Origin of the sequence: uncultured Flavobacterium sp., assembly GCF_963922255.1 — a bacterium.
GTDB lineage: Bacteria > Bacteroidota > Bacteroidia > Flavobacteriales > Flavobacteriaceae > Flavobacterium.
Window position 1 is genome coordinate 1 of sequence record NZ_CAWUIC010000026.1, and the last position, 14,466, is coordinate 14,466.

10 protein-coding genes are annotated in these 14,466 nt (G+C 30.6%); all 10 read left to right on the forward strand.

What is annotated here, in order from left to right; genetic code table 11:
• Positions 1-533: 533 nt before the first annotated feature.
• The 10 genes from AABJ49_RS13640 to AABJ49_RS13685 all read left to right on the forward strand — a co-directional run bounded on the left by AABJ49_RS13640 (position 534) and on the right by AABJ49_RS13685 (position 14,324).
• Positions 534-797 carry a hypothetical protein gene (locus tag AABJ49_RS13640; protein ID WP_338378842.1) on the forward strand — a complete coding sequence of 88 codons (264 nt, stop codon included), beginning with the start codon at positions 534-536 and terminating at the stop codon, positions 795-797.
• A 658-nt stretch (positions 798-1,455) separates the two neighbouring features.
• Positions 1,456-2,097, forward strand: coding sequence for a DUF6266 family protein (locus AABJ49_RS13645; RefSeq protein ID WP_338378843.1), 642 nt, complete (start codon positions 1,456-1,458; stop codon positions 2,095-2,097).
• Positions 2,098-2,534: 437 nt separating this feature from the next.
• Positions 2,535-6,317: an Eco57I restriction-modification methylase domain-containing protein gene (locus AABJ49_RS13650; RefSeq protein ID WP_338378844.1), complete on the forward strand. Its 3,783-nt coding sequence runs from the start codon at positions 2,535-2,537 to the stop codon at positions 6,315-6,317.
• A gap of 26 nt (positions 6,318-6,343) precedes the next feature.
• Positions 6,344-6,820, forward strand: a complete 477-nt coding sequence (locus tag AABJ49_RS13655) for a hypothetical protein (protein ID WP_338378845.1) — start codon at positions 6,344-6,346, stop codon at positions 6,818-6,820.
• Positions 6,821-7,504: 684 nt separating this feature from the next.
• Entirely contained in the window at positions 7,505-8,524 is a 1,020-nt protein-coding gene (locus AABJ49_RS13660) for a hypothetical protein (protein WP_338378846.1), read from the forward strand.
• Positions 8,525-8,675: 151 nt separating this feature from the next.
• On the forward strand, positions 8,676-9,710 hold the full coding sequence (locus AABJ49_RS13665; protein ID WP_338378847.1) for a putative phage abortive infection protein: 1,035 nt from the start codon (positions 8,676-8,678) through the stop codon (positions 9,708-9,710).
• A gap of 78 nt (positions 9,711-9,788) precedes the next feature.
• A complete protein-coding gene (locus AABJ49_RS13670; RefSeq protein ID WP_338378848.1) occupies positions 9,789-10,688 on the forward strand; it encodes a restriction endonuclease in 900 nt (299 codons plus the stop codon).
• A gap of 11 nt (positions 10,689-10,699) precedes the next feature.
• Positions 10,700-11,206, forward strand: a complete 507-nt coding sequence (locus AABJ49_RS13675) for a hypothetical protein (RefSeq protein WP_338378849.1) — start codon at positions 10,700-10,702, stop codon at positions 11,204-11,206.
• 421 nt (positions 11,207-11,627) lie between these two features.
• A complete protein-coding gene (locus tag AABJ49_RS13680; protein ID WP_338378850.1) occupies positions 11,628-12,113 on the forward strand; it encodes a hypothetical protein in 486 nt (161 codons plus the stop codon).
• A 1,344-nt stretch (positions 12,114-13,457) separates the two neighbouring features.
• The gene (locus AABJ49_RS13685; RefSeq protein ID WP_338378851.1) at positions 13,458-14,324 is read left to right on the forward strand and encodes a DUF808 domain-containing protein; all 867 of its coding nucleotides are present in this window, start codon (positions 13,458-13,460) and stop codon (positions 14,322-14,324) included.
• The last annotated feature ends 142 nt before the right edge of the window (positions 14,325-14,466 follow it).

The following is a 14,466-nucleotide window of genomic DNA, read 5'->3' on the forward strand; positions in this document are numbered from 1 at the left end:
AACTCCTTCTTTTACGTCACTTCGAGTGATTTTTAGAAAGCAAAACGACAGTTTTACTTTTTAAAAATAGTATCGAGAAGTCGTCAATAGAAAATGGTACTCCACAAACAAAGAAACAGACAACAGATAACAGCCAACAGATAACAGACAACAGAAAGCGCCAATTAGAAACTTCATTAAAACAACAACTTCAAGTCAGCAACTTGAAAACAACTTTAAAAAACAAATACCTGAAAAAGAAGTTATTAACCACTATTTTGTTGATAAAAAAAAAGCTTTAAATTTTTTCTTATTAAAAATGTATTTTACTACTCTTAAACCCTTATTATACAAGGATTTGTTAAATTTTTAAATTATTCACATTTTAACAAAAAAATAGTTGTTTAAAACCTGTTTTTTTTGTTAATAACTTTCACTTTTATTTTTCATTTACTTTTTCCAAATTTGTAGTACCAATAAATATATTTAATCAATTAAATCTAAAATTATGAAAAATAGAGAGTATTTCAGAAAAAGAAAAAAAGGAAGAAGTAATGAAAGCAAAAAAAGAATTTTTACAAGCCAAGATTAATGAATTAGAACAAACCGTTCAAAATCTTCAACAAGCCGTGCAATCTGAAAAATGGTTGGATAGCTATGATGTTAAAACCAAATTTAATATCAGTGATAGTACCTTAGCTCGTTACCGAAAGAACGAACTCATTCCCTATACCAAATTAGGTAAAAAATACCTCTACCCCGAAAGCTTTTTTACCAAATCTCTTTCCAAAAAAATCATAAACAGTCACCTGTTATAAGCTTTTATACTCCTACTTAAGCTTGAATCTTCTTTGCATAACAATATCTTAGTTTTGCAACACAACTGCATAGCATTACTCAATCAAGTCCCTCTTTCCCTTTTCCAAGTCCCCCATTATCTCCATCACCCATCACCTATTACCTATCACCTATTACCCATTACCCATTACCCATCATTCACCTTTCATTCGTAACTCATTCGTACTTCATTCGCAAACACTCCTATTTTAAGCAAACGCATACGAACCAACTACGAACCAATTACGAACCAAACCCCCATAAAAGTAGAGCAAACCCCTCAAAATACAGCTTTCCAAGTCATTGGTAGCCAATAGCAACCATTACTGTTCTATTGCCATCTTTACCAGTCAATACCCGTCAAAACACGTCAAAACAAGTAAAAGTTCTTCATTGTTAGTTGTTGGTTGTCAAGCTGAGTACTTTACGCTCTTTTAAAGTCATCTACACTTATTAAAACCCAAATTTTAGCAAAACTTAGTAATTGATATCAATAGGCATCAAAATTGTGTAATTTACTTCATATCAATATGTTAACTTGTTTTTGTATGGTTTCTACTATACATTTGTCTTGTTAATGATGATGCGCATCTGAAGAACAAAACACATATTGTTTAATCCATTAAAAAAATAGAAAAAATGGGTACATATAATAAAGGCATTTTAGGTGCATTTTCGGGCAAAGTTGGCCCAGTAGTAGGAGCTTCTTGGAGAGGCAAAGACGTAATGCGTAGTTTACCAAAAAAAACCAATCGCATCCCAACGGCTAGTCAGTTGGAACAACGTGATAAGTTTGCCATGGCAACTTCTTTTTTAACGCCTATTAATCCGGTCGTTAAAATGTATTTTGGAACCAATTCGGGAATCAAAACCCGAAGAAATTTGGCCATGTCGTACTTAATGAAGGAAGCTTTGGTTTTCAATGATCCCGATTGGGTCTGGGACTACAGCAAGATTTTAATTGCTCGAGGGGAATTACAGGCCTTAGAGGGAGCGACTCTTGCTGCTGGAACGGGACAAAGCATTGATTTAAACTGGACAAACAACAGTACAGAAGGCAATGCAGCTCCTACCGATAAAATGGTAGTAGTAGTCTATGAAGAAACCTCTAATAATACGTGGTATAGCCTCAATTTAGCTCCTCGAAGTGCTACAGCAGCTGTATTGGATTTACCCGCTTACACAGCAGGTTTAACGGTACATGTTTGGGCTACGTTTGTAACCGCAGATGATGCCATGGCAGGTACTAGCCAGTATTTAGGCACTGTTGTCTTGACTTAAGGTTAAGTGAGTTAAGATAATAGTAATAGTTTGAAAAAAAATATCCCAAGTTTTTAATAGACTTGGGATTTTTATGTTTCAGGATTTCCAAAACCACAAACCAATACCCCCATAATATTGTCATCCCGACAACGGAAGGAACTCACTAGAAACTCAAAATTCCAAACTCCAAACTCCAAAACCACCTAAACACAATCTTGTCATCCCGACTATGAGGGAACCCACCAGAAACTCCACAATACAGTACTCACAAACCAACAAACTTATAACTGTAAACTTATAAATTACAACTCCATTACGGGAAACCGTAAAAAACTCCCAACCCCTTTGTTTACTTTTACTTTTTGAATACTAATTGATTTCCTACAAAAATCAGTGTTTTTCCTATTGGTATTTTGGAGAAAAAATGGTAGGTTTGAATACAATAAATTTTAGAAATGAGTAAACCATATTTACAACCCAGAAAAGCATTAAACAAAGCCTTTCTTAAAATAAAACCCAACCGAACTCAAATTGAATCTTTCAAGAGAAATCTTATTCAGGTTTTAGACAGTTGTAATGATAAGGAATCGGAAGAGTTTCATAAAAATTTAGTTTCTGATTTTCTTAAGAATACTTATTATTCTCCTAATCATTTTGTGAATACTAAAGGGAGAAACGATTTGGTAATTCACAACGGAAAAGAGGCTAAATCTACTGTTGGTGTTATTATTGAAGCTAAAAGTCCGACCAATAAATCGGAAATGATTTCGGTAGACAACCTTAACGGAAAAGCTTTGCAAGAATTAGTCTTGTATTTTTTGCGAGAGCGAATTACCCATAAAAACCTTGAAATTAAACATGTAGTCGTTACTAATATTTATGAATGGTTTGTTTTTGATGGTCAAGTATTTGATAAACTTTTTGCTCAAAACAAAGCTTTTGTAAAACAATTTGAAGAATTTGAAGCTAAACAGTTATCTGGTATTAAAACTGATTTCTTTTATAAAGATATTGCTAAACCTTTTATTGAAACTATAAAAGATAGTATTGAGTTTACGTATTTCGATTTTAGAAAATACGATAAACCTTTGCGTAATGATGATAAAGAAGACGATAAATCGTTAGTGGCTTTATTCAAATTACTTTCTCCAGAACATTTACTAAAACTTTCTTTTGCTAATGACAGTAACAGTTTAGATAAAAACTTTTACAGCGAGTTATTGCACATTATTGGATTAACTGAAACTAAAGAAGGAGGCAAAAAGCTAATTCAAAGACCCAAAAAAGAAAACAGAAATGCTGGTTCACTTTTAGAAAATGCCATTACGCAATTAGATTCTTTAGATAAAATTGCTAGATTGCCCAATCCCAAAATTTATGGTGATACTAAAGAAGAACGTTTGTTTAATGTTGCCTTAGAACTTTCCATTACTTGGGTAAATAGAATTCTATTCTTAAAGTTACTAGAAGCACAATTAATTTCTTATCACAAAGGAGATAAAACGTATTCGTTTTTAAACAATCAACTCTTACATGATTATGATAATTTAAATGCACTTTTTTTTCAAGTTTTGGCTAAAAAACCTGAGGAAAGAATAGAACGTGTCAAAAAAGACTACGAAAAAGTTCCGTATTTAAACAGTTCGTTGTTTGAGCCAACCGATTTGGAACACGATACGCTTTTCATTTCTAATTTAGAAGATGAAATTGCATTGCCTTTATTGTCTTCAACCGTTATTAAAGACAAACAAGGCAAAAAAGTTACGGGTCAAAAAAATGCTTTAGACTATTTCTTCTCGTTTTTAGATGCTTATGATTTTGCAAGTGAAGGTAGTGAGGATATACAAGAAGATAACAAAACCTTGATTAACGCTTCGGTTTTAGGATTGATTTTTGAAAAAATAAACGGTTACAAAGATGGTTCGTTCTTTACACCAGGTTTCATTACCATGTATATGTGTAAAGAAACCATTAGAAGAGCTGTAGTACAAAAGTTCAACGAAGTTAATAATTGGAATTGCGAAAACTTTACCGATTTATACAATAAAATTGACGATAAAAAAGAAGCCAATAGCATTGTAAACAGTCTTAAAATTTGTGACCCAGCCGTTGGTTCTGGACACTTTTTGGTTTCTGCTCTTAATGAATTGATTGTAATTAAGCATGATTTAGACATTTTACTTGATTTTGAAGGAAAGCGATTAAAGAATTACAACATAGAAATTGTTAATGATGAATTAATGATTACTGATGATGATAACATACCGTTTACCTATAACCCAAGCAACAAAGAAAGCCAACGTATACAAGAAACGCTTTTTAGAGAAAAAGAAACCCTTATTGAAAACTGTTTATTTGGGGTAGATATCAACCCTAACTCTGTAAAGATTTGTCGTTTGCGTTTATGGATTGAGTTGCTAAAAAATGCTTTTTATAAAGAAAATAATGAGTTAGAAACTTTACCAAACATCGACATTAACATTAAATGTGGAAACTCCTTAATTTCTCGTTTTGATTTAGATACAGATATAAAGAAAGCTTTGAAGCAAAGCAAATGGAACATAAGCAGCTACAAATTAGCTGTTGCTACCTATAGAAATGCCGAAAATAAAGAGCAGAAACGTGAAATGGAGCGTTTAATTGACGATATAAAAGGAAACTTTAGAAGTGAAATTGCAACCAATGATCCTAAAAAAATAAGTTTAGAAAAGAAAAAAGGAGAATTATTTAATTATACCCAACAAGTAGGTTTGTTTGAATTAGGCAAAAAAGAAAAAGCCGAGTTTAACAAACGAGTAAACAAATTAGCAGACGAAGTAAAAAACCTAGAAACACAAATAGAAGAAATAAAAAGCAACAAAATATATGAAAATGCTTTTGAGTGGCGTTTTGAGTTTCCTGAAGTGTTAGATGACAAAGGAGATTTTGCGGGATTTGATGTGGTGATTGGGAATCCTCCTTATATACGATTACAGGGTATAAGTTCATATTCTGATTTTTATAATACAAGATATAAAACTGCAACTGGAAAATATGATATTTATGTTTTGTTCATTGAAAAGTCATTTGAATTATTGAAAAAAAATGGAATTAGTAGTTATATTCTACCTCATAAGTTTTTAATTGCTGATTTTGGTTATGGTGTTAGAGAATATTTACTAAATAATAATTCATTAAATACATTAATACATTTTGGTTCAGAAATTGTTTTTGAAGACGCTTCAACATATACTTGTATTTTTACAATTACTAAACAAAAGAATACATATTTAAAATACAATCAAATAAAACCACATAGTGTTAATAATGATTTGACTTTTGAAAATATTGAATTATCTAAGTTAAGTATAGAAAATTGGAATTTAAAAAAAGAAAGTACATTAGATCTTTTAAATAAAATAGATACTGGAAAGTATTTAAAAGATATAACCGAAGGAATCTATCAAGGATTAATTTCTAATGGTGATGATATTTTTATTTTATTAAATGTTAGAGTAGAGAATGATTATATCTATGGATTTTCACAAAGATTAAAGAAAGAAGTAAAATTAGAAATAGATTTATTAAAGCCTATCTTAAAGGGTAAAAATATTCAAAGATATCAACCATTGAAAAGTGATGCCTATATTATTTATCCACATAAAGAAGTAAATGATAAAACTAATAATATTGATGAGGATGAGTTAAAATCAAAATATCCTTTAATTTATAATTATTTATTTCAATTTAAAGATGAATTAATAAATAAAAAAATAAAGTATAAAATGAATTCTGTTTTTTGGTATTCTTTACATCGTTCCAGAGAAATATCACTATTTGAATCAGATTATATTATTACTCCTCAATTACAAAACAAACCTAGTTTTTGTTTAAATACTGAATCATTTTATGCAGATGCAGGTGGATATATGATAAAAGGTTTAAAAGGATACAGTTTTACTTTATTATTAGGTTTGTTAAATTCAAAATTAATGTGGTTTTTTATAAAGAATACAAGTTCAGAATATAGTGGTGGATATTTTTATTTTAAAACTGCATATTTAGAACCTTTTCCTATTCCTGAACATATTGAAAATAAGGATAAAATAATAATTTCAAACAATGTCGACCAAATCTTAGCCCTCAAAAAAGAAAATCCAGAGGCAGATACTAGTGTTTTGGAGCGTGAGATAGATGTTATGGTTTATGCGTTGTATGGGTTGAGTGAGGAGGAGATTGAGATTGTTGAGGGGAGTTAAAAAAATATTAATATAATAAAAATAATATGGAAATTACTGACTGGATAAACATAGCATATATTTTAATAGTGTTAATAGTTTTTATTATTCAACACTTTCAAATAAAAAAACAAAATAATTTATTAAATTATTACGACAGAATATTTACAATTATTAAAATAGATGAAATTGAAAAATATGTTAAACTTAAAGAAGATAACATTAAACTAGCTTATGATAATAAAAGTAAAACTGTAAATAATTTATTAGAAAGATCAGAAAAACTTTCAAATGATGCAGAATATTTAGTTAATAATCTATCAAAATTAGAACATACGAATGATAAAACAATTCAACTTATAGAATTAAACAAAGAAGAAATAACGGAATGTTATAATTTTTACATAAATGAAATTGATAAAATAAAAGATGAGGAATTAAAAAAGTCTATCAATGATTCTTTAAGTCAATTATTTATAAAACATCAACTTAAAAGAGATAAAATACAGAAAGAGAAAAATTAATTGACAAAAATTTATCTCTTAAAAAAAAGCTAACCAAGAAGTAAATACTAGTTTTTTGCCGCACAAGGTATGTATTATGGTAAATGCTTTGTATGGGTTGAGCGAGGAGGAATTAAAAATTGTTGAGGGGATTTAGGAACTGAAATTTTAATTGATAATTAAGTAATAAAAAAAAATTAAATTAAAATAAATATGAGTGATTTTTTAAATAAACTATCGTCTTACAACCTTTTTAACAATCTTTTGCCTGGAATATTATTCGTTGTATTATTAAACCATTTTACTAAATATAAGATTTCACATGACAATATATTATTAAATATTTTTTTATTTTATTTTATAGGATTGACAATTAGCAGAATATCTTCAATAACAGTAGAACCATTTTTGAAAAAAATTAAATTCGTTTCATTTCGAGATTATAAATTTTTTCTAAAGGCAAGCCAAAAAGATAATAAACTTGATTTATTGGTGGAAACAAATAATAAGTTTAGAGTATTATTTACTACTATTTTATTGATAATCTTTTCTAAAATATTTTACTACCTAAACTTAAATTGTTTTGGCTTATCTGAAAGCATTCAACAATATTTATTACTTATAGTTGTTGCATTAATATATTTATTTGCATACCGAAAACAAACGAATTATATAACTAAACGAATTGACGCTAATAATTAACATATGGATTTTGTAATTGATTTTGTATATGTGGGTGATGGGGATGGAATTGTTATTTGGGGAAGAAATCCACACGAAGAAGATTTTGTTTTCTTTCTAGATGGTGGAAATAAAGAATTTGGAATTAAAATAGTTGAGCATTATAAAAAATGGATAAAACCATATTTGTACAATAAAAAAACAATTGCTTTTATTAATAGTCATCCACATGCAGATCATATTAATGGTTTAATAGAGATAGTAAAACAGATTGGAAACGAAATGGCTTGGGGTATTTATAATGATCCTGTAAAATTTATTTCTGAAGAGTTAAAAGAAAATATTAAAAAATCGGCATTAAAAAATGAAGACACAGATATAGATCATCTTTATAAATCTTTTCAAAAAGTACAAGAATTAAATGATTTATGTATTAAATACAATATTGAAAAACGCGAAGCTTTATCTGATGTTTTTAACTATAACGAAATTAAAATTGTTTCTCCGACAAGGGATTTTTACACTAATAAAGTTCAACAGTTTACTAATATTGATTTTCTTAAAAAAGTTGATTTTTCCATGTCATCAACAGATATTGATGAAATATCAGAATCTTTAATTCCTTGTAAAACTGTTGATGAAAAAAATGACGCATCACCTGAAAATCTATCTGCGACAGTTATTGAATTAGTAGATAGTAAGAATAATAGATACTTATTAACGAGTGATGCTGGAGTAGAGTCTTTTGATGAAATGGAAAAAAATGGATTTAATACGGAAAATCTATATTTTGTTCAATTACCTCATCACGGAAGTAGAAGAAATATTAGTACAAATTGGATTGGTAAGTTTAATCCAGAAATGTTTTTAATTTCTGCTGAAGGTAATAAAAAGCATCCAAGAAAAGCTGTAATAAGCTGCATAAAAAAGAATTTACCTTATTGTAAAATTTATAGTACACATAAAAATAAAGAAACAATATCTTTTACTACTAATAAAGATGTTTTTCCTAATAGAAATTGGGGAAGTGCTGAACCTTTATAACATCTACATAATTTAAAAATTATTGAAAATTATATAATATGATAAATTTTTTAATATTAGTTTGTATTGTATCATCAATTTATACATTCTTTAAACTTATAAATTATATAGTAGATAATTATCTTTTTAAAATGAAAAGAAAAATATATGATTGGAAAATACTTATTACCATTATTTTTTTGCTGTTATAACTTGTTACGGGTTATATGTTCTGAATTATTATATTGAAAATCCTTATTATGACGAAAACGAAAATTTACAATATTTAGGTTCTTTGGGTGATTTAGTAGGAGGCTTATTAAATCCTATAATTGCCATACCTGCCACAATTTTGACATTTTTAGCTTTTTGGGTTCAATTTAAAGCAAATGAACAACAAAAAACAGATTTGAAGATTGAACGATTTGAAAATAAATTTTATGAGATGCTACAGATACATAGAGATAATGTTAATGAAGTTACTATTGGAAGTTCTTTGGTTGGGAGGAAATCATTCATCTCTATGTTTAATGAGTTAAAATTTACATATCATTTAGTAAATAGTTATTACGAAAATTTTTATAAAACATTGAACCTTCAAGAAAATATTGATGATGAAGTAATATATAATGTTTCTTACTTTATTTTTTTCTTTGGAGTAGGAAAAAATTCATCTCTGATTGTTAAAGATTTATTAGGCGACCAATATGAAGGTTTTTTTAATTCTGTAGAGGAATATGTTAAACTTTACCAACTTTTATGGAGAAATCAAAGTAGAATTGGTAGGCCAATTGATGTTATAATTGATTTAAATTCAAACTATACACTGGATATTAGATATATGCCTTGTAACGGACAAATGTCAAAATTAAGCCATTATGTAAGACACCTTTTTCAAATGGTAAAGTTTGTTGATGATGCTGATAAGGATATTTTCGATTATGAAAGTAAATATAACTATATTGCTTCTATCCGTTCACAACTCTCAGCTCATGAGCAATTACTATTGTTTTATAATTCAGTATCGGTTTTAGGAAAACCTTGGCTAGACACACCAAATTACCTTAAAAAATATTGTGTTATAAAAAGCTGTCCGCTTCCTTTAGCTAATTTTTACAAAAAACCATTAGAAATATTAGGAGAAAAGAATGATAATGGAAAAATAATGTTCGAATGGGGAGAAATTAAACAAAGATTAAATAGTTAAACGAATTAAAATTCAAATGCAAAAATATTCCGTAAAGCAACACTTAATTGAAACTAAATATTAAATACTAAGTTTAAAATGTCAAAATCAAAATCACAACAAATAGCAGAAAAAACGATTTTTGCGGCTTTTAAGATATTAAAAGAAGCAGGTGGAGAAATGAGAGGAAGAGATGTAGTTGACAAAATAAGAGCTACTGTAACATTTGATGAATATGAAAGTCATCGTTTTGAACGAACAGGCTATATTCGTTGGGAATCTATAATGCATTTTTATACAATCGACTGTATGAAAGCTGGCTTTTTGAGAAAAAATAAAGGTATATGGATTTTAACGGATGAAGGAGAAAAGGCTATAAAACTCGGAGCCGAAAAATTACTAACAACAGCAACAAAATTATATAGAGAATGGGATGGTAAACGAAAAAAGGAAACCATTGAAGGAGATATAGAGAATTTTACAGAAGATGATAGTGATCAGGTACAACAATCTTTGTTAAATCAATATGAAGATGAAGCATTTAATGGCATAAGAAAATTTATAGTTAGTAAAAATCCATATGAATTTCAAGATTTAGTTGCCGGTTTATTAAAGGCAATGGGGTACCATATTTCTGATGTGGCACAACGTGGACCAGATGGAGGTATTGACATTATTGCTTATACTGACCCATTAGGAACTAGACAACCAAGAATTATTGTTCAAGTTAAACACAGACCAAACGATTCAGTTTCTTCTGATGAAGTACAAAAATTAGCAGGTACTCTAAAACGAAATACTGATGTAGGAATCTTTGTTACATCAGGCAGTTTTTCTAAACCTGCTGTCAAAGAAGCTAGAGAATCAAGAGAGCATATCGAATTAATAGATTTTAATCGATTTACTACTTTATGGCAAGAATATTATCCTAAGATGGATGATGAACAGAAAAATTTATTACCTCTTCATCCTATTTACTTTTTAGGTAGTAATGATTAAATAATAAATAATTGAAACCAACACAAAGACACACCCTACACAACAATACACTAGAATTGTATGTCAAAAAATCACCACCTATAGGTCGTGGTTTTTTGTTGTTCTTGGCTTTTGCTATGGTGGCTTTGCCCATAATGGGTATGGTTTTTAATTTCTTGGATGGTGGGGCTTTTCATTTTGGGTTTCTTATTGGGTTGGGTCTTTGTTCTTTGGTTGGTTTTTATTTTGTGCGGTTGTTTCTTTGGAATACGTATGGGAAAGAGGTTATCACTATTGGGGAAACTACCGTAAGTTATTATGTGGATTATCATTATTTTAAAGGCAATCAGCAAGAGATTACTTATGAGGAATTAGTGTTTGAAATAGAGCAAATAGGTTTTGAAGAGGAAAAGTTAGGTAGGTTGATTATTGCTGCTAATGACAAGGATTTTATTCCTAGTAGTGTGAATATGGATTTGAGGGAGTTGGAGGAGTTAGTTGCACAATGTTTGGCTAAGTTTGGCACTAAGTTGCACTAAGTTGCACTAAGTTTATTATGTTGTTGTGGTTTTTGCCCTTCGACAGGCTCAGGGTGACAAGGTTGTGGAAAAGAAAATCTGTGCTAATCTGTGTAATCTGTGGCAAAAGAGATTCTTACTTAATTACAACTACGTGTTGAGATGCTGAATCGAGTTCAGCATGACAAGATTGTGGATAAAGTTGGTTTGTGGGTAGTTTTTTTAACCACATAGGAACATAGATTTTGTTAGTGGTTATTTAGTTGCTTTGCTTGGGATAGGATAACATAGGTTCGTTATAAGTTGATGGTTGCTTAGTTTGTGGAAGTTAAAAATTGAGAGTTAATTGTTGAGTTTGAGGTTACTTCTTTCGCTAGTAAAAATTAAATCATATATTCTTTTAAAATTATATAAATTTGTTTTCTTAACAAAATGATAATCTATGCCTGACAAATTAAAAAATTTACCTATTTATCAAAAAGCGGAACAAATTTTTAAATTAGTTACTAGTTTGTTAGAAACTATTGACGAAGAAAATGACTATTTGAATGCCACGAAATATATGATGCGAGATGATATTAGCATCATATGTGCGAAAATTGCGGGTGCAGAAGGTGGAGACTTGTACAGTATTAGAATGCAAAACGCTGCTATCATTAGGGATTATGCTATGCATTTATATGTGCAAGTGGGCAGTTTACGTTTTGAAGATTCGTTTAAAGATAAAGAATATGTCACTTTAATTCGTAAGGAAATAGATGAATTTAGGCTTCTTTTTATAGAATGGGTAGCTAATTTTGACCGAAGTAACTACATATGGGACGAATGGGAATTGTTTAATCCACCAGGGGCAATTGCTCCAGACCCTGATGCTTATGATGATCCTATAAATTGGGATGATTTTGATTTTGATGGGGAGGATGATTAATTGTGGGTAAAGAGTTGATGGTTGCTCAGTTTGTGAAAATGGTTTGGGGAGTTGCTTATGGATAGTTTTTTAACCACATAGGAACATAGATTTTGTTTGTGGGTGTTGAGTCGCTTTGCTCTAGATAGGATAACATAGCTTCGTTTTTAGTTCACGATGAATCGGGACACTCATAGTGACGTAAAGTAAGATGATTCGTTGTTATAAGTAAGATTGTAATTCTTAACGTCAGTTCGAGTGGTTTTGTGGAATGCAATGGAACAAAATTGTATCGAGAACCGTTGATATGGAAATGATTATGATTGTGGAAGTGGTTTGTGGAGTTGCTAGTGGGTTCCCTCCTACGTCGGGATGACAAGATGGTGGAAGTGGTTTGTGGGTAGTTTTTTTAACCACATAGGAACATAGATTTTGTTTGTGGTTATTTAGTTGCTTTGCTTTGGATAGGATAGGATAACATAGTTTTATTTTCAGTTCACGACTTCTCGATACTATTTTTAAGAATAAAAACTAACGTTTTCATGCTTAAAAATCACTCGAAGTGACGAAAAGGAAGGTGATTAGTTAATATATGGACAATTGCAATCTCACACCGTCAGTTCGAGTGGTTTTGTGGAATGCAATGGAACAAAATTGTATCGAGAACCGTTGTTATGGAAATGATTTTGATTGTGGAAGTGGTTTGTGTGTAGTTATTTTACCACATAGAAACATAGATTTAGTTTGTGGGTGTTTAGTCGCTTTGCTCTAGATAGGATAACATAGCTTCGTTTTTAGTTCACGACTTCTCGATACTTCCCGATGAATCGGGACACTCGAAGTGACGGAGATGAAGAGGATTGCGCTTTTAAAGATAAACGTTATCCAATAGCGTCAGTTCGAGTGGTTTTGTGGAATGCAATGGAACATAATTGACCCGAGGCTATGCCGAATTGTGCGAAGCTAATCGAGAACCGTTGTACTGGAAATGAATTTTATAGTAGAAGTGATTTGTGCCCTTCGACTGCGATCAGCGTGACAAGATTGTGGAAAAGAAAATCTGTGCTAATCTGTGTAATCTGTGGCAAAAGAGATTCTTACTTCATTACAAGTATGTGTTGAGATGCTGAATCGAGTTCAGCATGAAAAGATTGTGGGTAAAGTTGGTTTGTGGAGTTCCGAGTGGGTTCCCTCCTACGTCGGGATGACAAGATTGTGGTGAAGCCACTTCGCTATCTTTGCGTAAACCTTTACTATCTTTGCGATTAAAATCTGCGAATCTGTGGTGAAAAAGAGGCAGAATCGAATAAAGCATCACAAGATTGTATTAGAAAAAATAATAAATAATAAAAATTGATATAAAAAATGGCTTCAGGAATATTTGCATTATTAGATGATATCGCAGCATTAATGGATGATGTGGTTGTAATGAGTAAAGTGGCAACAAAAAAAACAGCTGGAATCTTAGGGGATGATTTAGCAGTCAATGCTGAAAAGGCATCAGGCTTTGTATCTTCTAGAGAGATACCTGTTTTGTGGGCAATTACAAAAGGGTCATTTCTTAATAAACTTATTATTTTACCGCTTGCTTTTTTGTTGAGTTATTATGTGCCATGGGTAATTACGGCAGTGCTTATCTTGGGTGCTGTTTATCTAGCGTATGAAGCGGCAGAAAAAATATATGAATACTTTGTTCCTCATCCTAAAACTGTTAGTCTGACAGAAGGAGTTGACTTATCTCCAGAGGAATTGGTAGCACAAGAAAAAACCAAAATAAAAGACGCTATCGTAACGGATTTTATCTTATCGGTAGAGATAATCATTATAGCCTTGGGTACGGTTTTGGAAAAAACAATCACGACCCAAATACTAGTAGTTACTTTTATTGCTTTTCTTGCCACTGTAGGTGTTTATGGTGTGGTAGCCTTAATAGTGCGTATGGATGATTTGGGTTTTGTGCTGACTAAAAGAAAAAGTAGTGTTTCTCAATTTATTGGTAATTTGTTGATTAAAACGCTACCATTGATTATTAAAGGGCTTGCTTTTATAGGTACTATTGCTTTAATTTTAGTAGCGGGTGGCATTTTTGTGCATAATATTGAATTTGTGCATCATATAGTGGAAGGATTGCCAGCTATTGTTGGAGAATTTATTGCTGGGGCTGTGGGTGCTGTTTTGGTCTTTTTGGTTGTAAAAGGAGTTAAGTTGGTTGGGAAGGGTGTTAGAAGGTAGTTGGTGGTTGTAAGTTGTAAGTTGTAAGTTATTCTGTTTGTGGAAAGGTTGTTATATGTTCATTTAAAAAACCAAACGTTATCATCTACCGTCAGTTCGAGTGGTTCCGATGCTAATCGGAATTGTATCGAGAACCGTTGTT